Below are 25194 nucleotides of genomic sequence, written 5' to 3'. Positions count from 1 at the left end.
CCCCTGCGCAGCGGATACGGCCGCGCCGCCCGCCCCGCGCGCCGCCCCGGCCGCGGGGCGGAGGCGTCGTAGGCTGCCCGGCGGGTGACCCTGCGGTGGGTGAGCCCCGCGGGTCACCCCGGCGGCGGGTGACCCGTCCCGTGCCGGCGGCACCGCCGGCCCACCGCGGCGAACGAGAGGCGGCGACCCCGTGAGCGCTGACACCGACAGCCGGACCGACGTGCTCGTGGTCGGCGCCGGACTGGCCGGACTGGCCTGTGCGCACGACCTCACCGCCCGCGGGCTGACCGTCCGGGTGCTGGAGGCATCCGACGGCGTCGGCGGCCGGATGCGCACCGACCACCGCGACGGCTTCACCCTGGACCGCGGCTTCCAGGTCTTCAACACCTCCTACCCGCAGGTGAAGTCGCGGCTGGACCTGCGGGCGCTGCGGCTGCGCCCGTTCACCGCCGGCCTGCTGGTACGCGGCCCGGACGGCCTGCGCCGGTTCGCCGACCCCACCCGGCACCCGCGCGACGCCGGCGCCCTGCTGCCCGGCCGCGCCGCCTCCGCCCGCGACCTCGCCGCCCTCGGCGTGCTCAGCGCCCGCGACATGTTCCTGCCGGCCCGGCTGATCAAACGCGGCCCCGACCGCACCACCGCCACCGAACTGGCCGCCGCCGGACTGTCGCAGGACATCGTCGACGCGGTGCTGCGCCCGTTCCTGTCCGGCGTGTTCCTGGAGGACGACCTGGAGACCTCCAGCCGGGTCTTCCACCTCGTGTGGCGCAGCATGCTGCGCGGCACCCTGTGCCTGCCCGGCCGGGGCATCGGTGCCGTTCCCCAGGCGCTGGCCGCTCAACTCCCGGACGGCTGCGTCATGTTGGAGTCCCCGGTCGCCGCGCTGACCGACGACGGCGTGCTGCTGGCCGACGGCGCCGAACGCACCGCGCCCACCGTCGTCGTCGCCACCGACGCGGCCGCCGCCGGCCGCCTGATCCCCGGTCTCGACGTACCCGGCAGCCGCACCGTGACGACCTACTACCACGCCGCGTCCCAACCACCCCTGCGCGAACCGACGTTGCTGCTGGACGGCGAACACCGCCTGCTCAACACCTGCGTGCTGACCCAGGTGGTGCCCGGCTACGCCGCCGACTCCCGCTCCCTGGTGTCCACTTCCCTCCTCGGCGCCCACGACGACGCCCACGAGGCAGTCGTGCGGCGGGAGTTGGCCCGCCTCTACGACGCGCCGACCGACGGCTGGGAGTTGGTCGCGCGCTACACCGTCCGCGGCGCGCTGTCCGCCATGCCGCCGCCGCACCCGCTGACCCGCGACTGCCGTACCGCGCCCGGCCGTTACGTCTGCGGCGACCACCGGGCCACCGGCTCCGTGCAGGGCGCACTGGCCTCCGGCGCCCGCGCCGCCCGCCAGGTCCTGGCCGACCGGACCCGCTCGGGCGCCCGCTGAGGTTCTGCGCGCGGGGGCTGCCGCCGGCGCGGCAGGACGGGAGCGGACGGCGTCCCGCTCGCCGCCCCGCCCCGCCTCGCCCCGGAAGGCCGCCCCCCGAACGCCCGCCCGCCGTCCGGGGACCGGATCGCGTCCGGTGGCGGCTGTACAGCGGCGCTGTATTGTCGGCGGATGGGAAACGACGATGCCCTGGCCGAGCGCCTGCGGGAGTCCATCGGCCGCTTGGTGCGCGTCACGCGTGCGCACGCCGACTCGCTCCCGCCGCCGCACTCCGCGTTGCTCGGACTGCTCGGGCGTGAGGGGGACATGACGATCGCCGCGCTCGCGCAACGCCGCGGCGTACGCCACCAGAGCGCCAGCCGCACGGTGATGGAGCTGCTGGCCGCCGGCCACGTGGGCCGCCACCCGGACCCCGGGGACCGCCGGGCCCTGCTGGTCGCGCTGACCGACGCCGGACGCGAGGCCCTGGACCGCGACCGCCGCGCCCGCCGGGACGGGATGGCGCGGGCGATCGCGCGGGCCCTCACCCCGGACGAGCGCGCCCGGCTCGCGACCGTGCCGGACCTGCTGAACAAGCTGGCGTCCCACACCGCCGACGAGCAGGAGTAGGGGCCGGCCGGCGAGGGGCTGACGTACGCGGGCCGGCCGGCGAGGGGCTGACGTACGCGGGCCGGCCGGCGGGGGGCTGACGTACGCGAGGCTGACGTATACGGGGTGACGTTCGCAGGCAGACGTACACGGGCTGGCGGACAAGGGGCTGACGTACACGGGCCGGCCGGCCAGAGGCAGACGTACGCGAGGCTCACGTACACGGGCTGACGTACACGGGGGAGTGATACCGCGATCGATGTGCAGCGAAGGTGTACAGTTTTGCTGTACCAAGCAATCGCCGGCCGGAGAGGCTCCACGATGAAGCTCACCAAGTACGCCCACGCCTGCGTCGCCCTGGAGAAGGACGGCGTCACGGTGGTGCTCGATCCGGGCACCCTCACCCCCGGGGCCGGTGAGGCGGTGGGCGCGGCGGCCGCGGTGCTCGTCACGCACGAGCACTTCGACCACTTCGACGCCGACCTGCTCACCGCGGCGCTGGCGGACCGGCCCGACCTGCTGGTGTTCGGCCCCGCCGCGGTGGCCGACCGGCTCGGGAGGCACGGCGGCCGGGTCACGGCGGTGGCGGCCGGTGACACCTTCACCGTCGGCGGCCTCCGCGTCGCGGTCCGCGGCGAACGGCACGCGCTCATCCACCCGGACATCCCCTGCGTCGACAACGTCGGCTACCTCGTCGACGACGCGGTCTTCCACCCCGGCGACGCCTACTTCGTGCCCCGCGAACCGGTCGAGACGCTGCTGCTGCCGACCAGCGGCCCGTGGACGAAGCTGGGGGAGGCCGCGGACTACGTGCGCGCGGTTCGTCCGAGCCGCCTGATCCAGATCCACGAACTCATGCTCAGCGAACTGGGACAGCGCTCCACCGCCACCCTCCTCGGCGAGGACGGCCTCACCGGCACGCCGGTCACCCTGCTCGCGGCGGGGGAGTCCCTGACGGTGTGACGTCGTGCCGGTGGGGCGTAGGGGACTCACGATGCGGGGGCGGACGAACGGCGCGGGGGCGCGGGTGGGCTTACGGCGGGGGTGCGGGGGTGCAGGGGTGCGGGTGGGCGCGCACGGCGCCGAGGCGTGACGCGTGCGGGCGGACGAACGGCGGGGCCATGTCGCCGGCGTCGTGACGGGGGCGTCGTGCCGGGGCCGTGTGACGGGGACCGCGTGCCGGGCACCTCGCGACGAGCTGGCGGCGACTGGCCGGAAGCCGGTGGAATCCCCACCGGAGAACTTGGCAACGCCCTGGCGTGTTGCGATGCTCCGCTCAGTCCCCGTTCCGCAGTCGCTGTTCCGGGGTCCAACTGACCGGATTCCCAACGGAGTTCCCGCGTGCCGGAGTCCGTTCCTCCCCACCGGGCGGTGCGTCGTGATCCCTTCCGTCGACCAGTCGGAACGCTACGGGCAGCGGGTCTTCAGTCCCGAGGACGACACCGAGGGGGAGCGGCTCGCGGCACTCGCGGCGACGTTCGATCCGGCGAGCCGCGGTCACCTCACCGCGTTCGGCGCCGGGCCCGGCTGGCACTGCCTGGACGTCGGCTCCGGGGCCGGGACGATGGCGCGGTGGCTGGCCGACCGCGTCGGGCCCACGGGTTCGGTCACCGCGGTCGACCGGGACGCCCGGCACCTGCGGGCACATCACGACCCCCGGCTGACCGTCCACGAGACGGACCTGACCGCGTTCGACGCCGGTGCCGGGCGGTTCGACCTGGTGCACTCGCGCATGGTGCTGATGCACGTACGCGAGCACGAGGCGATGCTGCGGCGCATGGTCGGCTGGCTCAAGCCGGGCGGGCTGATGGTGATGAGCGACTCGGCCGAACTGGGCGGGGCCTCCTCCACCCACCCGGCCTACCGCGCCACGCTCACCGGGCTGTCGCGGCTGCTGGACGTGACCATCGGCACCGACACCAACCACGGCCGCCGCTACCCGGGGCTGCTGGCCGAGTGCGGACTGACCGGCGTGACGCTCGCCGTCGACCTGCCCGTCGTCACCGCCGACAGCCCGATGGCCCGCTTCTGGGAACTCACGATCCGGCAGACCGCTCCGCGCCTGATCGAACTCGGCCTCGTCGAACCCGGCGCCGTGGACGAGGCGTTGCGTTATCTGCGCGATCCCGGCACCCACGAGCTGTCGCTGGTGCTGTGCACGGCGAGTGGTCGCCGGCCCGCGTAGCAGGGTCCAGGCGGAGGCCCGGGTGGAACGGCCCGTGTGAACGGGTGGAAGGGTGCCCCGCGGGCCGGGGCGCGGCGTCGCCCCGGCCGGGGCGACGCGGTCGACGCAGCGGTGCGGTCGACAGGTCGGCGCGGCCGGGGCGCGGTCAGGCGGTCAGGCCGTCGACCAGGTGGTCGCCGGGGATGCCCGCCTTGTCGGGGGAGTAGTACTCCTTGATGCCGTGCGCCCACACGGCCACCGTGATCCGGTCCGACGCGTCGGGCTCGAAGGCGTCGAACAACGTGTGGATGTTGGCGAGTTGGAAGCCGATGGCCGTCATCAGGGCGACGAAGAGCGGCCGTTCGATGAGTCCGTCGCCGTCCGGGTCGCCCAGGGACGCCAGCGCGTCGGCGAAGTCGCCGATCGCCCCGTTGAAACGCTCCGGTGCCAGGACGCAGGCCGCGTACTCGTCGAAGCTGATCCGGCCGTCGTGGTCGGCGTCCAGTTCACCGGCCAGCGTCGACCAGTACCGCCGGAACGCGGCCAGCATCGCCCGTTGCGAAGCGGTGCCGGTGCCGGGGGCGGCCTCGTTGACCCGGCTCGCCATGAGTTCGAAGTCGTCCGGTTCGAGGTATCCGTTGCCGTCGGCGTCCAGCAGGGCGAAGATCAGCTTGATCCGGTTGACTGCCTCGGTCCGCATCGGGGTCTCACCTTTCGTCGGGCTGTTGTGGAGGGCGGGCCGTCTCCCGGCTTCCTCCGGAATCCGGGAGACGTCGGATTCCCACTGTCACAGCCGACGGCGGTACCGCCCCCGCCCCGGTGCACGGTTCACCGGAAAGAGTGAACAGCCGTGCGTGGCAAGCCAGTTGGGGCCGGGGTGACCTGGGGAAACGGCGCCCGACAACGCGCCGGGCGACGCGCCCCCGCACGCCGGAGGCGCCCGCGTGAAGCCTTCGGCCTCCGGCCGGATCGCAGGTGTGTTCACCGCGACGTCCGGCCCGATCGCAGGCGTGTTCATCACGGCTTCCGGCCCCCGGTCGCGGGCGCGTTCGGCGCCGTTTCCTCGTAACGGCAGAGGACCTCCGTGTGGTGCCGTCGTGAACGGCCGCACCACACGGAGGTCCTCGTCATGCGCGAGCGGGGCGGGTGTTCATCCGCCCGGGGTCAACGCCCTCAGGAAACCGGGGGGTTGAGGGTGAACTTCTGCGCGGCGGAGCCGTTGCAGTCGTAGATCTGCAGCAGGGTGCCGTTGGCGGTGGCGCCGCTGGGGGAGTCCAGGCAGCGTCCCGACTGGGGGTTGAGGAGTGAGCCGTCGGACTGCTGGACCCATTTCTGTCCGCCGACGCCGTTGCAGTCCCACAGTTCGACTTTGGTGCCGTTGGCGGTGCCGTTGCCGTCGATGTCGAGGCAGCGGCCGATGGTGGACAGGGAGTTGTCGGAGTTGTGGGTCCAGTGCTGGTCTTCGGCGTAGGTCTGGCAGTTCCACAGTTGGACGGCTGCGCCGTCGACGCCGGTGTCGTCGGCGGCGACGTCGACGCATTGTCCGCCGGGGCCGGTGATGGTGCCCTGGGGGCCGTTGGGGATGTTGGTCTCGCCGGTGTAGCCGACGGAGACGATGTTGGCCTGGACGGCGTTCTCGGCTGCGTCGGTGGGGTAGCCGGCGACCATGACGCCTTCGAAGAAGGTGCCCATGTTCCAGTTGCTGTTGTCGCCGCCGGTGCCCAGGATGATGCCGCCTTCCTGGTGCATGGGGGTGTAGCCGCCGCGGGTGGGCAGGGCGCCGTTCCACCAGGTGGACAGGTTGCCGCTTTGGGAGTTGCCGCCCTTGATGGCGTAGGTGGTCTGTCCGTTGTTCTTCAGTACGGCGGTGACGAAGGGGGTGTTGTTGCCGGCGTTGGCGGTGTTGGAGCCGTTGTCGCCTTGGAACATGCCGTTTTCCATGTCGGCCTCGACCCAGGGGCCGTTGCCGGTGCAGGGGGAGAAGTAGCAGGTGGTGGCGATGCTGACGGCGTCCATGTGGCCGTTGCCGGTGTCGGCGGGGGTGCTTTCGGCGTTGCCGTAGTCGAAGCAGCAGGCGGAGCCGACGTGGGTGCCGCTGGCGACCATGTAGGCGCCTTCGGCCTGGCCGTTGGTGGCGGTGCCGGAGGCTGCGCCGTTGGAGCGGTAGCCGACGCCGGGGGAGATCCAGATGCCGTAGACCTTGTGGCCGCCGGCGGTGACCGACAGTTCGGCGGCGTCGGCGCCGCGGTCGGCGCCCATGCCGGAGGTGCCGGCGGGGCCGGGGTTGAGGTCGTTGTGGCGGGAGGTCTGGTCGTAGATCTTGGTGATGCGGCAGGTGGTGTTGGCGCAGAAGGTGTCCTGGGCTGCGGCGTTGGCGTAGCCGCCGGTGGCCAGCAGGCCGATGTCGGTGGTGGTGTTGTCGGAGGCCCGGGTGACTTGGTAGAGCGGGCCGTCGTAGGCGGAGAACAACGCCCGGGTCGTGCTGTGCGCGGCGACACACGGGGTACCGGCCGCCGCGTAGATGTCACACGGCAGCGAACCGGCGGCCGCGGACGTGCCCGCCGTACCGCCCAGCAGACCGGCGGCCAGCAGACCGACCACCCCTACGGACAGCAGCCACTTTCTGAGATACCTCAACCACGGCGGAGCGGACATGGCCGACCTCTTCTCCATCGAAGAACACCTGAGCGGGGCGGAACCGCGCGGCATGGCGAACGGCCGTGGTCCAGTCCAAGACCCGCTCCCGTGAAAGGAGAGTGAACGTCACTCCACGTAAAACGACAATAGCGATCAATGTTGCCCACGAAATTTTGACAAAATCAACCAGCAAGCACCACGTTCCCCCGTCAACGACCGTGCGGGGCCGCGCAATTATTCTTCCGTTCATTTCTGCCGGGCCCGCGCGTGGCAGGGTGGGGCGGCGCAAGATCAAGATGCCGTCAGTCGAGGAGTGTGTGGTGTCGCAAGAGCAGTCGCCGGGCGGGCCGGCGGGGACCGCGGTCCGGGAGCAATCGGTCGCCGCCGAGGAGGGCCGGCTCCAACGCCACCTGGGGTATTGGGGCCTGACCGCGATCGGTTTCTCCAACATCCTCGGCTCCGGCTGGCTGTTCGCCGCGATGTACGCGGCGCAGACCGCCGGGCCGGCCGCCCTGCTGTCCTGGGTGGCCGCCGGTCTGCTGTGCGCGCTGGTGGCCCTGGTCATGGTGGAGCTGGGCGCCTCCCGGCCGGAGGGCGGCGGCACCGTGCGCTGGCCGCTGTACGCCAGCGGCCGGCTGGTCGGCACCATGGTCGGCTGGTCGGTGCTGCTGTCGGTCGGCGGCACCGCGGCCGAGATCACCGCCATCATGCAGTACGCCGCGCACTACCTGCCGGGCCTGTACAACGGCCACACCCTGACCTTCACCGGCCTGGGGCTGGCCCTCGGGCTGAGCGTGCTGCTGACCGGGCTCAACTGGTTCGGCGTGCGGTTGTTCTCCCGGGTCAACAACGCGGTCTCGGTCTTCAAGGTCGTGGTCCCGGTCATCACGGTGATCGCGCTGTTCGCCTCCGGACTGCACTCCCCGGACCGGCTGACCGCGCACGGCGGCTTCGCCCCCTACGGCTACGCGGCCTGCCTGAGCGCGCTGTCCGCCGGCGGCATCGTCTACTCGGTCAACGGCTTCCAGGCCCCGCTGGACTTCTCCGGTGAGGCCCGCAACCCGCGGCGCAGCATCCCGGCCTCGGTCCTGAGCGGCATCGGCCTGTCGGTACTGATGTACCTCGGCCTGCAACTGGCCTTCCTCTACGCGGTCCCGGACGGGCTGCTGGGCCACGGCTGGCACGGCGTCAACTTCGACTCCCCGTTCGGCCAGCTGGCTCTGCTGCTCAACCTCCAGTGGCTCTCCAGCCTGCTCTACGCCGACGCGGTGGTCTCGCCCGGCGGCTCGGCCTACGTCGGGGTGGCGATCGACGCCCGGCACACCTACGCGCTGGCCAAGAACGGACTGCTGCCGCGCTTCTTCATGCGGGTCAACGAGCGGTTCGGCATCCCCAACCGGGCGCTGGCGCTGAACCTCGCGGTGATCGTGGTCTTCCTGCTGCCGTTCGGCGGCTGGCAGAACATCGTCAGCGTGATGGGCGACATGTACCTGCTCATCTACGCCTCCTCCGCGGTCGCCGCCTCGGTCTTCCGGGTCGCCGCCCGCGACCGGCTCTCCGGCTGGGTGCCCGGTCTGCGCTGGATCTCCCCGGTGGCCTTCGTGGTCGCCTCCGAGTTCGTCTACTGGTCCGGCTGGCACGACCTGCGCCTGGTGCTTCCACTGGTCCTGGTCGGGCTGCCGCTCTTCCTCTTCCTGCGCCGGGACGCCTCCAGCACCCCGCTGGCCGCCGAACTGCGCGACGGCGCCTGGCTGGTGGTCTACCTCGCCGTCATCACCGTGCTGTCCTGGCTGGGCAGCTTCGGCGGCGCCGGCCACCTCTCCGCCCCCTGGGACTCGCTGACGGTCGCGGTGTTCGCCCTGGCGGTCTTCTGGTGGGCGGTCATGTCCGGCGCCCGCCACTTGGCCGCGGCTCCGCAGGACGCGGAGGTGGGGTAGGGGACGTGGCCGCGGGGCCGAGGGGGTGGCTGGTGGGCGGGCGGTTCTGCCTTGTCCCGCAGGCCGTCCCCTCGGTTGGAGGGGGCGCGGTGCTGTGTGGGTGACGGTGCTGTGTGGGTGGCGGTGCTGTGTGGGTGACGGTGCTTTGCGGGTGATGATGTTGTGCGGGTGGACGGTGCTGTGTGGGCGGCGGTGCTTTGTGGGTGACAGTGCCGGACGGGTGACGGTGCCGTGCGCGTGGCGGTGTCGGCCGGGGCACGGTGCCAGCGGGGGCACCGTGCCGTGTGGATCACGGTGCCGTGCGGGTCGCGGGCGGGCGGCGAGCTGCTGGTAACCGCAGATCCGCTCGCTGCGGGGGCTGGACGCGTACCGGTGGACCGGGCGTCCGGCCCCGCCCCGTTCCGGCGGCCGCCGCCTCCCCTTCGTCATAGGACATCCCATGACCGGATATCCTATGAGCCGATGAGAGGGGTGAACGGCATGGTGATCGTCAGAACTTCGCTCGCCGAGCAGGCGACGGCCTGGCTGCGGGAGAAGATCACCGGCGGGGAGTGGCAGGTCGGGGAACGCATCCCGGCCGAGGCCGAACTCGTCGTGCTGACCGGGCTCGGGCGCAACACCGTCCGCGAGGCCGTCAAGGCACTGACCTACGCGGGGCTGCTGGAGACCCGGCACGGCGAGGGCACCTTCGTGCACAGCGCCAACGAGGTGGAGGCGACGCTGCGCCGCCGGGCCGGCTGGGCCGCGGCCCGGCACGTCCACGAGGTACGCCGCGGGCTGGAGGCCGAGGCCGCCCGGCTCGCCGCGAGCCGCCGCACGCCCGCCGACCTCGACCGGCTGCGGGAGACCTTCGCGGCGCGGGCCACCGCCGGCCGGCACGACCCCACCGCCTTCGTCGACGCCGACCTGCGCTTCCACCAGGCGGTCGCCGACGCCGCGCACAACCCGGTCCTGGCCGAGATCTACGCCAGCCTCACCGGACAGGTCGCGTGCAGCGTCAGGGCGACCCTGCACGATCCGGCGTCGGTGGAACGCAGCGACGTCTGGCACGCGGCGCTCCTGCGAGCCGTCGAGGACGGCGACCCGGACGCCGCCGCGGCAGCCGCGTTCGACAACCTCAGCGACAACCTGCGCGTCCTGGGGGAGGACGATGACCGATGACCGGCGATGAACCGGCCGGCCGACCGCACCCTGTGACCGGCGGCGACCCGCGCCCTGAACCCACCCGTGAACCTCGCGCCGCCGCCGACCCGTTGGTGCCGGCCACCCCGACGCCGCCGCCGATCCCGCCGGAACCTTCCACCGCCCCGGACGTCTGCCCCGGCCCGGAACCATCCCCCGCCCCGGGGCACCCTGTTCGCTCCGGCCGGGCCGAACGTGCCGCGCTGGTCTTCGGCGTCATGGTCCTGTGCGTCAACCTGCGTCCCGCCGTGGCCGGTCTGCCGCCGATCTTCACCCAGCTCCAGGACCGGCTGGCGCTGTCGTCGGTCGACGTCACGCTGCTGGCGACGATCCCGGTGCTGTGCTTCGGCCTGTTCTCACCGGTCGCCGCCCTGACGGCCCGCCGTTTCGGCGAGGAACGCGCCCTCGGCGGCGCCCTGGCCGCCGGCGCCGCCGGACTGCTGATGCGCGCCCTGCTGCCGGGCGCACTCCTGCTGGCCGGCACGGTCGTCGTCAGCGGCGCCATCGCGTTCATGAACGTGTTGCTGCCGAGCCTGATCAAGCGCCGCGAACCCCGCCGCGCCGGCCGGCTGCTGAGCCTGTACATGGTGATGCTGTACACCGGGGCCATCACCAGTTCCGCGATCGTGGTCCCCGTCTACCGTTCCACCCACGGCTCACTGGCCGTCACCCTCGGGATGTCCGCGGTCCCCATGGTCGTCGCACTCCTGGCGTGGCTGCCCCAACTGCGGTACGGCACCGCCCGGCGCGCCGCGTCCCTGCCGCCCGGCGCCTCGCAGCGGCTGCCCCGCGGCCACGTGCGGCGACACCGGCTGGCCTGGCAGGTCACCGCGTTCATGGGCCTGCAGAGCATGACGTACTACGCCACGCTGTCCTTCCTTCCCGACCTCTTCCTCTCCCGCGGCCTGGCACCGTCGCAGAGCGGCCTGGTCGGATCGCTGCTCAGCGTCGGCGGCCTGGTGTCGGCGTTCGGCACCCCGATGATCGCCCACCGCTCGGCCCGCGCCGCCCGGCTCCTCATGATCGCCACCGTCGTCCTCTGCGCGGCGGGCATCAGCGCGGCCCTCCTGGCACCGGTGAACGCGGGCCTCGCCCTCATGCCACTGCTCGGCCTCGGCCAGGGCGCCGGGCTCGCGCTCGCCCTCTACTTCGTGATGGCCCGCGCCGCCACCCCGGCCGTCGCCGCGTCGCTCTCCGCCCTCGCCCAGGGCGTCGGGTACGTCGTCGCGGCCCTCGGACCACTGGCCGTCGGCTCCCTGCACGCCCTCACCGGCGGCTGGCGGGCCCCCGTCCTCGTCCTGCTCCTCGCAACCGCGGCCGAACTGGTCGTCGGCCTACTGGCAGCCCGCCCCCACCAGGTCCCCGCCCCGGGGCCGGCTGCTCGGTACGTAGCGGGTGAGGACGGTGGGCGACCCACGCCGTGACGCTGTCGGTCCGCACCGCTGGGCCCACGGCGGGTTGAAGGCCACCAGGATCACTCCGCCGCCGAGCGGACTCGCGGACTCCTACCGGAGCGTGGCCACGCTGTCCTGTGCGTCCTGTGCGTCCTGTGCGTCTGGTGCGTCTGGTGCGTCCTGCCCCCGACCGCATGGGCGCCCCGACCCTGGCCTCTTGACCTTGGCCCTCCGCCACGGTTACGGCCGTCACCACCGGCACCGCCGGGTCGGGAACCGGGCCCCCGCCGATCCGCTCACGGCCCGATCGGCCCGGCCGCGGGGGAGTGGCGGGCAGGGGCCCGCGTCTTCGCAGATCACACTGGTCGGCGGGGGAGACGCAGCCCTTGTCGCCGACGAGCAGGGCGTCGGGCTGTCTGCGGGGGTGGCCACGGCGGCCGGCTCCGGGCGGGATGCCATCGACCAAGGCGAGAGTCCGGGTGATGTCGTTGACGTTGGCCGTGGTGGGGATGACCTTGAGTGGCGTGCCGCGTGCGGTGCAGACCAGGTGATGCTTGCTGGCCGCCGCCTTACGGTCGACCGGCACTGGGCCCGTGTCGGCGCCCCCTTTCTCCGCGCGGATGTGGGAGTCGTCCCCGCCCGCGCGGGACCAGTCGAGCGCGCCAACGGCGATCGGTTCGGCGAGCAGGTTGCGGTGCGGTCGCTCTGCCACGGCTCCAGACGTCGCCAGCAGGTCTGACTGGAGCCGAATCCCAGGCTGGATGCTGTAGGTGCCAGGTGGTGTTGGGCCTTGAGCCCGGATTGTGGACACGGGTGATCGGCCGGTGTGAGCGTAGTTGATGTTGTTCTTGAACGCTTGGCGGCGGGCTACGCACTCATTGGACCGGCGAGCGTTTTCAGCGTTGCCTTCGGGGTGAGGATCGCTGCGGTGACTGGCGTCATCCGACGGGGGTTGCTGCGGGATCTGCGGAAGGTCTGCCAGGAGTTCAGGCGTGCCATCCCGCGCTCGACGGGCGCCCTGGCCCGGGTCAGTGCTCGGTTGACCGTGCGCTGGGTGGGAGTGGGTTCCCTGCCGGGAAGGCGTCTGCGGCCGGTGGCCACCCACGGGCCCGCCTTCCGGTAGGCGCGGTCGGCCGGTACGGGGACGCCTTGGTGTTCACCGATGCGGATGATCCGGTGAGTGCGTGCCGCGGTCAGGTCGTGACAACGGCCCGGCATGGTCGGCGAGATCCGCAGGATGTGGGCGATCGGACCCATCGTGACGTGCACGTTCACGTGGCGGCGGTGCGGTCCGGCTGGGCCAGGCGGTGGTGTGGAGCAGTTCACGTGTGATGGTGGCGAAGAACGATTCGGCGAGTGCGTTGACGCTCCTATAGTTGTCAACTCGCCGCGGAGGCCGTTTGTGGGGTGGGTCGGAGCAGGTGGTAGACCTCGCGGATGACGTAGCGCCTGAGGCAGCGAATGATCTCTCGTTTGGTCTTGCCCTCGGTGGTCCGGCGGGCAATGTAGTCGATCGTGGGCTGGTGGAACCGCATCCGGACGATGACGGTTCGGTAGATGGCGGCGTTGAGCTGGCGGTGGCCGCCGTGGTTGATGCGGTGCCTGCCGCTGGTCATGCCGGAGCCGGTGGGCACCGGAGCGATGCCCGCGAGCTTGGCGAGAGCGGCCTCGGACTTGATCCGTTCGGGGTTGTCACCGGCAACGATGAGGATTTCCGCGGCGGTGTCCACGCCGATGCCGAAGGGATCGAGCAGCTGCGGGGCAGCCCGTTGGACCAGGTTGCCGATCATCTTCGTGAGTTCTCTGGCCTCGGCATCCAGGTACTGCCACCGCCTGGCGAGCGTCCGCAGGGTGTGACGAAGCGCGTCCTCGGGTCCTTCCGGACGGCGAGGACGCAGAGCTGCCAGCTGCCGTGCCAGAGTGATCTGTGTCTTGCGGGCAGTCTCCCGGCGCAGGGCGTCCGGGGCGTGGACCAGCATCGCCTTCATCGTGACCATCGCCGAGGCACGCTGTTCAACGGCCTGGTCATGGGCGACCTTGAGCTGGCGGATCTCCTCCGCCTCGCCGTCGGCGGTCTTCGGTGTGGCGGTCGCGAACCCGGCCAGCACCGCGCGGGCGGCGTTCTCGGTGTCCAAGGTGTCGGACTTGCCATTCGTGCGCCGCAGTCGCCGGTCCGGGCGTCCGGCCTCGACGACCTTGTGGCCGGTCCTGCGCAGGAATGAGGTCATCGTGGCGCCGTAGGAGCCGGAGCCTTCTGTCCCGAACGCCAGCACCGTGCCGAACGAGGCTGCCCAGTCCGCCAGTTGCTGGAAGCCGTCGGCGTCGGTGGCTATCGTCAGGGGGGCCAGGATCCCGCCGATCGTGTCCATCACCGCTGCGACGTGCACGTGCAAGTGCGTGTCGACGCCGATCACGACATGCCCGGACCTGGGCTGCTCGCCGGTCTGCACGGGGTTCCTTCCGGTCGGTAGCGTGGAGTTCACGCTGTCGCCGACCGAACGGACAGGACTGTCACGGGGACGCTTTGGCGAGTCGGCTCCAGGCTCCCATCAGGTCACGTCCGTCCGGCGGCAGCGCTTGCTGCGTGCCCGGCCGGGCGGTCGACAGATCAACGCCAGGACACCCGTGGGGTCAGTCATAAGCAAGAGTCAGACCACCTCGGCCGGGGCTACCCGATCCTTGCGGGATCCGGTGCGAAAAGCCTGACAGTCCCAGCATTGGCCGGTGCGGCCGACTGAGAGGCGCATCCCGAACTGCTGCGCCAGGGTGGCGAATTGCCGGCTGGTGTACTGGCTTCCGCGGTCCGAGGGAAAGATCACCGGACGGGGGCGATGTCGACAACGGTGGTCAGGTAGAGCTGGCCCTCGTCGGTCGGGACGTAGGTGATGTCGCCGCACCGGCGGGCATCCAGCCCGTCGGGATCGGGCTGGATGTTGCGGACGGTGCGATCGGGACGGGTGGAAGCGCGCGGATCAGGGACTGTGGTCAGGTGCCGCCATCCGCGGTGCCGGCCGGTCGGGCCGGCCGAACGTGTCAGCCGTGCGACACGGCGGCGCCCGCATGCGGCGCCCTCGCGCCGGAGAGCGGCATGGACGAGGGGAACGCCGTAGGTTCCGCGGGACCGGTCGGATCGAAGGTCCTTGGCGCCCTGACCGACCGAGTGGTCACCACGCCGGCACAGCTCCACGCTCTCGGCCTGGAACTCCATCGTGAACAAGCGGCGACGGCGAGGCTGCTTCTTCCCCATGCTCTCCATGATGGGCATCGTCCCGGGGACGAACCCCTGATCTCGGATGTCCGTCAAAGCGGATCGAGCCCACTCAGGACATGACCCTGCATTACGGAACGGCGTGTCGGCCCGGAGGAGCATCGCCACTTACTGAAACCGTTGACTGGTCGTTGACTTCGACAACGGCTATGTGCCATCAAACCGTTGACATCGGCAATGACCAGTCAACGAATTCGCGAAGGGGCACGGTCGTTGTCGTCCGACACGCCGGGGCAATCGCCATTCGCCCACAGCGACCCAACGCTCCATCCGGCCGAACCGGAAGAACGTGCGGTCCGCGCTCGGCGATGGGCCGACCACCGCCGGTCCCTGGAAGCCGTCGCGTAGAAGTACCGCACCTGCTCTCCCCGGCGGGATCTGCCGGGCGAGTTCGGCTCGTTCCAGACCGCTCATGAACGCCTGATCGGGTGGGCCATGGCGGCACCTGGGAGCGCGTCCTCGCCGCAGTTCTGGCAGCGGCCGACGTTGGTGCCGACATCGACTGGACCTTCTCGGTGGACTCCACCGTCTGCCGGTGCCAGGACAAAGGGGCGCCGGGCCGGGCCGAACCTGACGATCACGGCCTCGGACGCTCCCGCGGCGGCCGGAGTACGAAAGTTCACCTCGCCGGCGACAGCGGTGCCCGGGCGGCCACCGGCTGCGGCGAGGCCGCGACGGAGGCCGCCCACCGCCCTTCGACGCCGAGGCGTACAAGCAGCCCACATCAACCGCCTCAAGCAATGGCGCGGCCCGGCCATGCGAACGGACGAGCTCGCCATCGTCCACCGGGCCGGACTCCACCTCGCCGCCATCCTCATCCGGACAGCCGCTCGACCACCGAAGCGCCTTGCCCGCGAGATGGCCACATGGACGATCTTTTGGAGTTCCTCGTCGCGCGCATCATGGACGACAACCACGCCTACGCCTACGCGGCCGGCACCCTGAGCGGCGAGGCCCTTCTCGACCGCCATCTCCCCATGCTCGACCTGATCGAGCAACTGGCGAACAGCTACAAAGCCATGGACCCCTCGGACTCCCGCTCGGCCGGCCTGGCACACGCGCTGCGAGTCCTTGGCCAGTCATACGCCGAACACCCCGCCTACCAGCAGGAATGGCGCCCGTAGCCGTCAAGGGGACAGTCCAAGCGGTTCCAGCATCAGCAGCGGGCCGCAGCTGTCCACCACGTCGGCGGAACCGTGCGGGCCGCCTACCCGGCGCCGACTCGGCCCTTTGGTCTTTGAGACCCTCAAGGCCATCGGCAAGCCCGGAAGATCCTGGCAGATGTAGAACAAGCCAGGTGACAGCCTCCCGCGGCGTACCACGCCGGGCGTTCGGCGGTGCGGGGCATACGTCGAAGGGCCGGGCGGCGGGGACCTGCTCTCCTGTTCGTTCCATCGGCACGGCACCTGCCGGGTCTTCTCCGTGGCCCGGCGGCCCTACGCCCTCGACGACTCGACGTGCGCGCCGACGAACGCCGTCGAACGTCGGATGGCGATCTCCCAGTGACCGCCCGCCGGAGTCCGTGCCGGGGCAGGCCTCTCCAGTCCCGCGGTCCCGTCCCACCTCGGGCCACCGGTGACGGTGCCCGCGAACCCGTTGGCCTGCGGAGTTTTGTCAGGAACCGCTGCCGGTGACCTCGCCGTGGCGTCAGTCGATCTCGGGGCGGCCGCCGGAGTAGAAGAGGCGGACGCTGACGGTGCCCTCGTTCATCAGCCACGGCCGCACCACGAAGCGGCGGGCGCCGGCGATGTGCATGGGGTCGGCCTCGGCGAGTTTGAGCGCCTCGTCGCGGGAGCCGGCCCGGTAGATGAAGAGGCCGTCGCCCGGCCACTCCTCCTCGGCGTCGTCGGCCATCGGTCCGGCGCCGAACATCACACCCTGGTTCTCCAGCTGCGTCTGGTAGGCGACGTGCGGTTCGAGGTTGTCCAGGACCGGGCCGATGCCGTCGGTGGGTTCGGAGATCACCAGGTAGAGCCGCTTGGCCAGCAGATTGCGATCCCTGGACCACTGGACGAGTTCGTCCCACGGCATGCGCCGAGCTGTCATCGCACACTCCTCGATTCGTCTGCGTAACGTTCGCCCGCGATGTCCACTGTGGACGCCATTATGGACTGCGGCGCTCCAGGGCAACCCTGAGCGAAACCTTGCCCGGCAATCGATCCGTCAATCAACTCCCCACGCCATTGACGGATGCCGAGGCCCCTCGGGTCGTGATCAGCGGTGCCTACGGGGTCGGACTCGGGGGAACTCGGACGGCGGGAGTCGTGCCCGGCGCCCGCGACCAACCGGATCGGGGCGGGCCGGCCGCACGCACCGGATCGGCGTGGACCGGACCGCACGGCCCCGGACTGGACACACCGCGATCGGGCGCCGTACCTCTGGGACCTGACCGGGTCGGTACGGAAGAGCCGAGCCGTGCGCACCGCGATCGTGCGCCGCGCCCCCGCGGACCCGTCAACGTCCACGCCGTGCGGCGTCAGGTCGCGCGGGCCAGTGGGTCGATGGCGCCGAACGCGTCCACGATCGCGGAGAAGCGGTCCGGGCCCAGCGGGCCGACGACGCGTTCGCGCAGGGCGCCGGCCAGCACGAGGGAGGCAGCGATGGCCGTCTCCCTGCCCTGCGGGGTCAACGCGGCCAGCGTGACCCGGCGGTCGCCCGGCTGGGGGCGGCGTTCGATCAGACCGGCGTCGCAGAGGCGGTCGGCGACCTTGGTGGTTCCGGCGGTGGTGAACCCGAGGGTGGCGGCCAGCTGCTTCATCGGCGCCACCTGCCCGGGAGCCGACAGCAGGTACCACAGCACCTGGAACGAGGACCCGGCCTGGCCGGTCTTCTCCTCGATGTCGTCCAGGGTCTGCTGGGTCAGCCGACGCAACGCGGCCTGCATGCTGGACCAGCGACGCAGCAGGATGACGTCCTCCGGGCTCGGGCACCGTGAGCCGTCGTCCGGCAGAGCCGAACTCGCCGAATCCGCCATGGGCGCCCACCCCTTCTCGTCGCAGCGCCTGTCCGGCAGCGCGGGCCCAGCATACTCATGGACACTATTGGCTAATAATTTACTCAACAATTGTTTGGCCCGGTCGCCGGGCAGACCGGGCCGAGTGGAACGGGTGGGGAGCGGACCGGGTTGCAGCGCCGTGCGGCATCCACGGCGTGGAGATTTCAGAGAGCCGCCGCGCGCACCACACGGGTCGCAAGCCTTGCCCAACGCTCAACCCGACTCATGGCAAAGGGAGTTGGCGGCCACCCGTGATCGCCGCACGGTCGGCCCACCGCCCGACCGTGCGGCGGTCACACCGCGACGCCCCGGGGGCCCTGGCGAGACCGCCCGGCCGCCGGTGCCGAGTGTCCGACGCGAAGGGCGCCGACGGCGCCAGCGGGGCAAACGGTGCCGGCGATGCGAACGGTGCCGGCGAGGCAAACAGTGCCGGCGACGCGAACGGTGCCGGCGACGCGAACGGCGGCCCGGTGGCGCTCGGCGCCCGTCCCCCCGCCGACGATCGGCGTCACGCCCGGGCGGCCGGTTGTTCGTCGTGAACGGTTCGCAGGGCCTGGAGGAAGGTCTCCGCCGGCTGCGCACCGGACAGGCCGTAGGCGCGGTTGAGTACGAAGAACGGCACGCCGCTGACGCCGATGCGCTGCCCCTCGCGGATGTCGTCCTCGACCTCGTCGCGGTATCCGTCGCCGCTGAGGACCGTGCGTGTCTCGCCCTCCGGCAGGCCGATCTCGACGCCGAGCCGGACCAGGGTCTCGGTGTCGTCGAGTACCTGGCTCTCCACCAGTTGGGCGCGCAGCAGCCGTTCGTGGGCCTGGCTGCCGAGTCCGTGCGCCGTGGCCAGGCGTGTCAGCCGGTGCGCGTCAAGGGTGTTGACCATGACGGACTCGTCGAGCCGGTATTCCAGGCCCACGTCGGCGGCCAGTTTGCTGACGTGGGCGGTCATCTCGCGCGCCTGCTCCCGGCTGCCGCCGGTCTTCTCCATCAGCACGTCGAGCGCCGGCCGCCGGACGCCGCTCGGGAAGGACGGGTCGAGCTGGAAGCTGCGCCAGACGATCTCCACGTCCTCGGCGTGCTCGAACGACGCGAGCGCCTGCTCCAGACGCCGCTTGCCGATGTAGCACCAGGGGCAGACCACGTCGGACCAGATCTCGACGCGCACCGCCTTGTCCGTCGCGTTCACCACCGGCACACCCCGTCCTCGCAGCCGGGGCCGCCCGTGTCACCGAGCGGGATGAGGCGCATGTCCGGCGGGCGGTCGCCGTCGGCGTCCGGTGCCGTCACGTCGCCGTGCGGCTCGGTGGCCGCTGCGGGCGGAGGGATGTCCATGGCCTGCCTCACTCGAGAAGATGTCGTCCTCCGGTGCAACGGTGAACGGCTCGCGGACATTCCGCCGCCCGTCCGCGAGCCTGGGCACCGTGGGTCCGGGACCGCGGCCGTGATACGTCCCGCGTCGCGCTCCGGAGGGTTCGCGAAAACCGGCGCGACGCCCCAGAGGTCCGGCACGACGCCCCAGGAGACGCCATTGCCTGACCCAACTCCCGTACGTATCATCACGGTTGGTTAGTAGCTGGCTATCTAATGAGCCTTCATTCATCCGGCGAACCTCCGATTGAGCACGGAAAACGCGGAACGCACGGAATCCACGGATCGCACGGATCGCACGGAGCGCACCAAACGCAGATCGAGCAGACGGACTCGCGGACGGAGAAGAGCACGCAATGAGCCTGCTGAAGAAGTCGATCGCCTCCGGAACTGTCGTCGCCACCTCGCCCGGCCCGGCCTTCGCCGTCTCAGCCACCGCTGCCTCAGCCGCCCCCGTCTCAGCCACCGCTGCCTCAGCCGCCCCCGAGGCAGCTACTCCCGAGGCGGCCGCCCCCGAGGCACCCGCCCCCGCATCGACCGCCCCCGCGTCGGACGAAAACCACTGACCGGACGCCGGGCCGCCCCGCGCCGAGCGGGACGTTCCGGCAGTCGGCGCCGGGGCCGCCCGAGGGAGGCGCCGGTCGCGCACGGCGGGCCGGGCGCTTCACTGCGGGGAGGAGCGCCCGGCCGGTCGGCTCCTTGACCGGGCGGCGGACGTCTGTTGGACTGTGACGCTATGAACCCGCGACTGGGCCTGACACGACGACGCCACATAGATCTGGCTCGCGTCTCCAGCACGTTCTGTTGTCGCTGACCTTCGTCGATCTCCGGTGCGCCGCGCCGGTTGCGGGCGGTTTGATCCCGCCCGCGGACCCGGTTCCGCCCTTTTCCTCGGCGCACTGATCCCTTTTCCACGGCGGGAATTCGCCGCCCTCCACGCGACGCCTCCTTTCGCGTGCCCCGACGTGCCCCGACGTGCCCCGCGTGCCCCGCAAGTCCGACGTGCTCGCAAGTCCGACGTGCCTCGCGTACCCGACGTGTCCCGCGCGCCCCGCGCCCGGCACGCCGACGTCGCGCGCCATCGTTCGCCACCGCTGATCCGCCCTGCCCCGAATCGAGGATTCATGGCCATTGTCCTTTCCGTGTCCGGAAGTCCGTCCCCCACCTCCCGTACCGCACGCCTGTTGCGGCATCTCGACGCCCGCCTCGCCAGCCGCGGGCACGAGGTCGTCCCGCTGGACGTCCGCGACCTGCCCGCCGACGCGCTGCTGGGCGCCGACTTCGGCCACCCGGAGATCGTGCGGGCCACGGCGCTGTTCGAACGGGCCGACGCGGTCGTGGTGGGCACGCCGGTCTACAAGGCGGCGTACTCCGGGCTGCTGAAGTCGTTGCTCGACCTGCTCCCGCAGTACGCGCTGGCCGGCAAGACGGTGCTGCCGCTGGCCACCGGCGGCAGCACCGCGCACGTGCTGGCCATCGACTACGCCCTGCGGCCGGTGCTGTCGTCGATGGGCGCCTCGCACATCGTCCAGGGCTGGTTCGTCCTGGACCGCGAGATCACCGCGGCGCCGGACGGCTCCCTGGAGATCGCCCCGGTGGCGGCCAAGGGACTCGACCAGGTGCTCGACCAGTTCGCCGCCGCCCTCGGCACGCCCGACGCCCTCGCCCCGGCCTGCTGACGCTGCCCCCGCTCCGGTCCGCGGTGTCTTGAGGCCGACGCCCTGACCTGCTGACGTGCTGTGGCGAGGCCGCTGCTCCGGCCCGCTGTCCCGAGGGCGGCACCTCGTCGCCGGCCCGTCGACGTCGGGCCGGCCGACGTACGCGGGCCAACGACCGCGCCGCGGGCCGCCGTTCACAGCGGCGACCCGCGGCCGGAGCGGTGACGTCGGAGGAACAACGTCTGAACGGTGACACCGGAGCGGTGACGCCCGAGGGGTACGTCGGGGACGTGGCGCCCCGACCGGACGCCGACCTTGAGCGGTGCCTACCGTGGCGCGGCGAAGCGTACCCGGGACCGCCGCCGTGGCCAGCGTTGGTCCGTCCCTTGACGCGGACCCCCACTCCGTCGGGCTCATCCCGCACGCGGTCACAGCGAGACGCCGGTCACGCACTCCACGCACGCGGTCAACCCCCGCAGAGAGCAACGCCGTTCGCGACCCGCGACAACACCACGCGTGACCCGGCCCCTGCCGCCCGCCCACCGACGTGCGTACCTCCCCGTCCCCCTGAGCCCGCACCATCCGCGGAACTGAGTACCCGCACTCATGTCCGTACCGCACCCCGCTGCGCATACTCCCGACCATGCACACCACACCGTCCGACAGTTGTCCCGCCTGCGGTTGGTCCGTGCCGGCGCGCGGCACCGCCTGCGTGCGGTGCGGCCTTCCGGTGGACGGGCCGATCACGGCCGAACTGCGGCACATCGGGGCGGCGTTGGCAGCCGTCGACGCCGAACGCCACCGCCTGCTGAGCCGCCGCGCCCACCTGCTGGCCCACGCGCTGCCCGTCCGGCCGGTGCCCATCCCGCCGACGCCCGCCCGGCCAACTGCGGTGCCCGGCCCGGGCGGTACGCGGGAGACCGGCACCGTCGAGGCGCGTGACGTGCTGCTCTGGCTCGGCGGGACGCTGCTGGCCGTCGCGGCGGTGGCGTTCACCGTGATCAGCTGGGGTCACCTCGGCATCGCCGGCCGTTCCGCTGTCCTCGCCGTCCTCACCCTGACCGCGACGGGCGTGCCCGCCCTCCTGCTGCGCCGGGCGCTCGGCGCGACCGCCGAAGTCGTCGCCTGCCTCGGCCTGGTACTGCTCCTCCTCGACTCCTACGCGGTACGCCGCACGCTGCTGCCCGGACCCGGCACCACGGTCTACGAGGCCGGGACCGCCGCGGTGACCGCCGTCGTGTGGGCGGCCTACGCCGTCGCGCTGCGCCCGCGCGCCGAACGCCGCGGGCTGCGCCTGCCGCCCCACCTGGCGCTCGTTCTGGCCCAACTGCCGCTTCCGCTCTGGTCGTTCACCGCTCACTCGGGTGACGCCACCGCCGCCGCACTGCTGGCGACGGCGCTCCTCGACGCGCTCGTGCTGCTGGCCGGCGACCGGGCGGCGATGAGCCGTCTGCTGCCCACGGCGGTCGTCGCCGGCGCGGTGACCGGGCTGCTGGGCCTGCTGGTCGCCGCCGAACTGTCGCTGCGTGCCGTCGGCCCCGGCGCCGCGCTGCGTGCCGCCGCACTGCTGCTGGGCGCCGCGGCCTGCGCGCTGGCAGTGGCGTACCGGTTGCCGGCGCCGCCCGAGCCGGCCGGGGAGGCGGCGTCGAAGTCCTCCGAGGACGCGCTGCCGAAGACCACCGGGACCACGGCGCCGAAGACCGCCGGGACCGCCAACGCCACCGTGCCGAAGTCGTCCGGAATCGAGGGGGACGCGCGGTCGTCCGGGTCCGCCGAGGACGCGGTACCGGGGAGCACGGGCGGTCGGGGCGCCGGCCCGGCGGTGTCGTGGGCGTTCGTGCTGGGGGTGGCGGCCGGGGTCGCCGCGGTCGTCGGAACGGGCGGCGTGGTGCGGGTGTTCACCGTGGGGGAGTGGGCGGTGCCGGGGTACGCGGCCTGCGCGGCGCTGCTGCTGGCCGCGACCGCCGCGCTCCGGCGGGCCGGGGCGCGGCACCGGGTGGTCGCCGGTACGGCGGCCGGGCTGGCGGCAGCCTCGGCGCTCGCCACGCTGTGGGCCCTGGTTCCGCTGACGGTCGCCCTGCTCGGGCCGCTCGGCTGGGCCGGATCGGTCTGGACGGGCGTGCCGGCCGGTGCGCGGGCGGCGACCGTGCCGGGCGTCACGTGGTCCGGACCGGCGGCGGCCGTGCTGACCGCCGCGGTGGTGGCCGTGACGCTCGCGGCGGCGGGGTGGTGGCAACGGGCCTGGGCGGCAAGGGCGTTCGGCGGTGCGGTGGGACTGGGCGTCCTCGTGGTCGCCGGGCTGCCGGCCGCGTTCGACCTGCCGTACCCGGTGGCGGTGTGGACGCGGACCGCGTTGGCCGTGCTGCTCCTGGCCGGGGCGGTGCTGAGGCCGCGCCGCGCCGAGGTGGCGCGTGCCGCGCTGGTGGGCGCGATCGGCGTCGCGGTGACGGCGGTCGGCTGGGCACTGGCCGAACCGGCCGCCACCGTGGCCGTCCTCGCTCTGCTGACGCTCGCTTTCGCCGTCGCTGCGGTGAAGCTCGCCGGCGCGGCCGTCCCGGGCGGCGACGCCTGGCGGCGGGCGGTCGCGGAAAGCTCCGCGGTCGCCGGGAGCGTCGCGGTCGCCGCCGCGGCCGGACTGGCCTGGGCGGCCGCGGCGGCTGCCGGATGGCCCGCCCACGACGCCGCCTTCGGCGTGCTGGCCGTCGCCGCGCTCGCCCAGGGCGCCGCCTACCTGCTCCCGGCGCCGCCCGTGGAATACGCCGGGGGCGGCACCGCGCTGCTGGCGGTCGCCCTGGCGTTCGGTGACACCGGTGTCCTGGCCGCGGTGCTGGCGCTCGCCGGGGTGCTGGCCGCGGCCGTCGCCCTGCGCGCCGACCGCCGCCCCGCCGCCGGGTATCTGGCTGTCGCCCTGCTGACACTGGCCTGCTGGGTGCGGCTGGGCGCCTGGAACGTGACCGCCCCGGAGGCGTACACCCTGCCGGTGACGCTGGCCGCGCTCACCGTGGGCGGGCTGCGCCGCAGGCGTGACGCGGCCGTTTCGTCCTGGGAGGTGTACGGGCCGGGGCTCGCGGTGACGCTGCTGCCGAGCCTGGCCGCCGCCTGGGGCGACGCGCACGGCGTCCGTCCCCTGCTGCTGGGCGCCGCCGCGCTGGCCGTCACCCTGCTGGGCGCCCGGCGCCGCCTCCAGGCCCCGCTGCTGCTCGGCGGAGCGGTGCTGGCGCTCGACGCCCTGCACGAACTGGCGCCCTACGTCGTGCAGGTGGTCGGTGCCCTGCCGCGCTGGCTGCCGCTCGCCCTGGCCGGTGCTTTGCTGCTGGCGGTGGGGACCACGTACGACAAACGCCTGCGCGACGCCCGCCGCCTGCGGGACGCCCTGCGCCGCCTGGGCTGACGCGGCGGATCGCCCGGGCGCGGTGGAAACGGGGGCAGCGGGGGAACGGGGGAGCGGGGGAGCGGAACGCGCGCGCCGATCGCGCCGGCACGATGCGTCCCGCTCCGGTCGGCCACGGTGGACTGCTCCGGCCGGCCATTGGGTCCGGCCGCTCACCGCGTCTCGCCGGTCCCCAAGCTTCGCCGGTCACCGTGTCCCGCCGGTTTCCAAGCCCCATCGGTCACCAAGCCCCACCGGTCACCGGGCACGCCCGGGCCCCCGGACCGGTTCGGCGCGGAACGACCCCGACGCGACAGGGTACTGAGTACCCATCAAAGGGGTACTGAGTGCGCTAGTCGGTCGAAGCCCCGGGGCCGGTGCCGTCCAGGGCGGTCTCGACGCTCCGTACCACCTTCCACAGAGGGGCGGAGCGGCGCGAGACGATGACGACGACGTCCTCCGGCTCGGTGTCGGGGCGCTCGCCGCCGGGGGTGTCGCTCCACGCGGCGCGCACGTATTCCAGGGCGGCGTCGACGTCGGCGGTCACGTCGTCGCGGCCGCCCGAGCGGAGCCAGGACCGCAGCGCGTGGTTGTGGGCGGCGACCACCGCGGCGGCGACCACGTCGGCGCGCAGCCTGCCGTCGGGCCGGGCGGCGTACCGCTGGCGCAGGTGGTCCGCCAGTGCCCGTTCGTAGCGCCACACCACCGACAGCTCGTGGGCGCGCAGCCCGGGCACCTGCTTGGTCAGGCGGTAGCGCCGCACGGAGAAGCCCGGGTTGTCCGCGTACATCCGCAGGACCAGCCGGGCCGCGTCGCACACCCGCTCCACCGGGTCGTCGGCGTCGCCGCTGGCCCGGAGGAACGCGGTCATGTCGGCCACGCACCGCTCGTGGTCGGGGAAGACCACGTCCTCCTTGGCGGGGAAGTAGCGGAAGAAGGAGCGCCGGCCGACCCCGGCGAGCCCCACGATGTCGTCCACGGTGGTCCCGTCGAAGCCCCGCTCCGCGAAGAGCTGGAAGGCGGCTTCGACGAGGGCGTCGCGCATCGCGGGCTTGTCCGCGGTGCCGCCGGCTCCTGACCTGGGACCTTGTGAGGCGCTCATGCGGGGAACATAGCACCCGGGCCGGTGGCTCAAGGCTTCCATGCGGCACTCAGTTCCCTTATGGTGGGGAACTGAGTGCCGCATTTCCTT

20 protein-coding genes and 2 pseudogenes are annotated in these 25194 nt (G+C 72.6%); 12 read left to right on the top strand and 10 right to left on the bottom strand.

Features of this window, described 5'->3' with window-relative positions; genetic code table 11:
- Positions 1 to 190 precede the first annotated feature (190 nt).
- From POF43_RS03035 to POF43_RS03020, 4 genes are all read left to right on the top strand, one after another.
- A complete protein-coding gene (locus POF43_RS03035) occupies positions 191 to 1447 on the top strand; it encodes an NAD(P)/FAD-dependent oxidoreductase (protein WP_271324784.1) in 1257 nt (418 codons plus the stop codon).
- Between the two features lie 171 nt (positions 1448 to 1618).
- A complete protein-coding gene (locus POF43_RS03030) occupies positions 1619 to 2056 on the top strand; it encodes a MarR family winged helix-turn-helix transcriptional regulator (RefSeq protein ID WP_271325934.1) in 438 nt (145 codons plus the stop codon).
- 300 nt (positions 2057 to 2356) lie between these two features.
- The gene (locus tag POF43_RS03025; RefSeq protein WP_282704386.1) at positions 2357 to 2998 is read left to right on the top strand and encodes an MBL fold metallo-hydrolase; all 642 of its coding nucleotides are present in this window, start codon (positions 2357 to 2359) and stop codon (positions 2996 to 2998) included.
- Between the two features lie 415 nt (positions 2999 to 3413).
- Positions 3414 to 4220: a class I SAM-dependent methyltransferase gene (locus POF43_RS03020; RefSeq protein WP_271325638.1), complete on the top strand. Its 807-nt coding sequence runs from the start codon at positions 3414 to 3416 to the stop codon at positions 4218 to 4220.
- A gap of 145 nt (positions 4221 to 4365) precedes the next feature.
- Here POF43_RS03020 and POF43_RS03015 read toward each other — a convergent pair whose 3' ends face one another.
- Positions 4366 to 4899: an EF-hand domain-containing protein gene (locus POF43_RS03015; RefSeq protein WP_271325637.1), complete on the bottom strand. Its 534-nt coding sequence runs from the start codon at positions 4897 to 4899 to the stop codon at positions 4366 to 4368.
- A gap of 473 nt (positions 4900 to 5372) precedes the next feature.
- Positions 5373 to 6854 (bottom strand): arabinofuranosidase catalytic domain-containing protein, encoded by a 1482-nt coding sequence (locus tag POF43_RS03010; protein WP_372515791.1) that lies wholly within the window; start codon positions 6852 to 6854, stop codon positions 5373 to 5375.
- A gap of 278 nt (positions 6855 to 7132) precedes the next feature.
- Between POF43_RS03010 and POF43_RS03005 the strand changes: the two genes are divergently transcribed.
- From POF43_RS03005 to POF43_RS02995, 3 genes are all read left to right on the top strand, one after another.
- Positions 7133 to 8773, top strand: a complete 1641-nt coding sequence (locus POF43_RS03005; protein ID WP_372515789.1) for an APC family permease — start codon at positions 7133 to 7135, stop codon at positions 8771 to 8773.
- A 462-nt stretch (positions 8774 to 9235) separates the two neighbouring features.
- Positions 9236 to 9934, top strand: a complete 699-nt coding sequence (locus tag POF43_RS03000) for a FadR/GntR family transcriptional regulator (RefSeq protein WP_271318740.1) — start codon at positions 9236 to 9238, stop codon at positions 9932 to 9934.
- 239 nt (positions 9935 to 10173) lie between these two features.
- Positions 10174 to 11379: an MFS transporter gene (locus tag POF43_RS02995; protein ID WP_282704384.1), complete on the top strand. Its 1206-nt coding sequence runs from the start codon at positions 10174 to 10176 to the stop codon at positions 11377 to 11379.
- 837 nt (positions 11380 to 12216) lie between these two features.
- Here the strand turns inward: POF43_RS02995 and POF43_RS02990 are convergent.
- From POF43_RS02990 to POF43_RS02980, 3 genes and pseudogenes are all read right to left on the bottom strand, one after another.
- A pseudogene (locus POF43_RS02990) lies at positions 12217 to 12636 on the bottom strand (transposase family protein); the annotation flags it as partial.
- A gap of 92 nt (positions 12637 to 12728) precedes the next feature.
- Positions 12729 to 13799, bottom strand: a complete 1071-nt coding sequence (locus POF43_RS02985; RefSeq protein WP_271324085.1) for an IS110 family RNA-guided transposase — start codon at positions 13797 to 13799, stop codon at positions 12729 to 12731.
- Positions 13800 to 14164: 365 nt separating this feature from the next.
- A complete protein-coding gene (locus POF43_RS02980; protein WP_282704383.1) occupies positions 14165 to 14596 on the bottom strand; it encodes an IS3 family transposase in 432 nt (143 codons plus the stop codon).
- Between the two features lie 234 nt (positions 14597 to 14830).
- On the opposite strand from POF43_RS02980, the pseudogene POF43_RS02975 reads away from it, so the two are divergent.
- Together POF43_RS02975 and POF43_RS02970 are read left to right on the top strand one after the other, a co-directional pair.
- Positions 14831 to 15451, top strand: a pseudogene (locus POF43_RS02975) (transposase); the annotation flags it as partial.
- Between the two features lie 32 nt (positions 15452 to 15483).
- On the top strand, positions 15484 to 15741 hold the full coding sequence (locus POF43_RS02970) for a DUF6221 family protein (RefSeq protein WP_271324087.1): 258 nt from the start codon (positions 15484 to 15486) through the stop codon (positions 15739 to 15741).
- 523 nt (positions 15742 to 16264) lie between these two features.
- On the opposite strand, the gene POF43_RS02965 is transcribed toward POF43_RS02970, so the two are convergent.
- From POF43_RS02965 to POF43_RS02950, 4 genes are all read right to left on the bottom strand, one after another.
- Positions 16265 to 16663 (bottom strand): YciI family protein, encoded by a 399-nt coding sequence (locus POF43_RS02965; RefSeq protein WP_271315610.1) that lies wholly within the window; start codon positions 16661 to 16663, stop codon positions 16265 to 16267.
- Positions 16664 to 17093: 430 nt separating this feature from the next.
- Positions 17094 to 17591 (bottom strand): MarR family winged helix-turn-helix transcriptional regulator, encoded by a 498-nt coding sequence (locus POF43_RS02960; protein WP_271324088.1) that lies wholly within the window; start codon positions 17589 to 17591, stop codon positions 17094 to 17096.
- A gap of 529 nt (positions 17592 to 18120) precedes the next feature.
- The gene (locus POF43_RS02955; RefSeq protein ID WP_271324089.1) at positions 18121 to 18795 is read right to left on the bottom strand and encodes a DsbA family oxidoreductase; all 675 of its coding nucleotides are present in this window, start codon (positions 18793 to 18795) and stop codon (positions 18121 to 18123) included.
- On the bottom strand, positions 18789 to 18938 hold the full coding sequence (locus POF43_RS02950) for a hypothetical protein (protein ID WP_271324090.1): 150 nt from the start codon (positions 18936 to 18938) through the stop codon (positions 18789 to 18791). Before POF43_RS02950 ends, POF43_RS02955 begins: the two co-directional genes overlap by 7 nt.
- A gap of 772 nt (positions 18939 to 19710) precedes the next feature.
- Between POF43_RS02950 and POF43_RS35080 the strand changes: the two genes are divergently transcribed.
- From POF43_RS35080 to POF43_RS02940, 3 genes are all read left to right on the top strand, one after another.
- On the top strand, positions 19711 to 19788 hold the full coding sequence (locus POF43_RS35080) for a putative leader peptide (RefSeq protein ID WP_369293595.1): 78 nt from the start codon (positions 19711 to 19713) through the stop codon (positions 19786 to 19788).
- 310 nt (positions 19789 to 20098) lie between these two features.
- On the top strand, positions 20099 to 20653 hold the full coding sequence (ssuE, locus tag POF43_RS02945; protein ID WP_271325161.1) for an NADPH-dependent FMN reductase: 555 nt from the start codon (positions 20099 to 20101) through the stop codon (positions 20651 to 20653).
- A gap of 622 nt (positions 20654 to 21275) precedes the next feature.
- The gene (locus POF43_RS02940) at positions 21276 to 24023 is read left to right on the top strand and encodes an SCO7613 C-terminal domain-containing membrane protein (RefSeq protein WP_271325160.1); all 2748 of its coding nucleotides are present in this window, start codon (positions 21276 to 21278) and stop codon (positions 24021 to 24023) included.
- A gap of 331 nt (positions 24024 to 24354) precedes the next feature.
- Here the strand turns inward: POF43_RS02940 and POF43_RS02935 are convergent, their stop codons facing one another.
- Positions 24355 to 25104 (bottom strand): TetR/AcrR family transcriptional regulator, encoded by a 750-nt coding sequence (locus tag POF43_RS02935; RefSeq protein ID WP_271318737.1) that lies wholly within the window; start codon positions 25102 to 25104, stop codon positions 24355 to 24357.
- Between the last annotated feature and the right edge of the window lie 90 nt (positions 25105 to 25194).

This window comes from Streptantibioticus silvisoli (assembly GCF_027947535.2).
Taxonomy (GTDB): domain Bacteria; phylum Actinomycetota; class Actinomycetes; order Streptomycetales; family Streptomycetaceae; genus Streptantibioticus_C; species Streptantibioticus_C silvisoli.
Note: the sequence above shows the minus strand (reverse complement) of the source record. Positions and strands in the feature narration are given on the sequence as shown.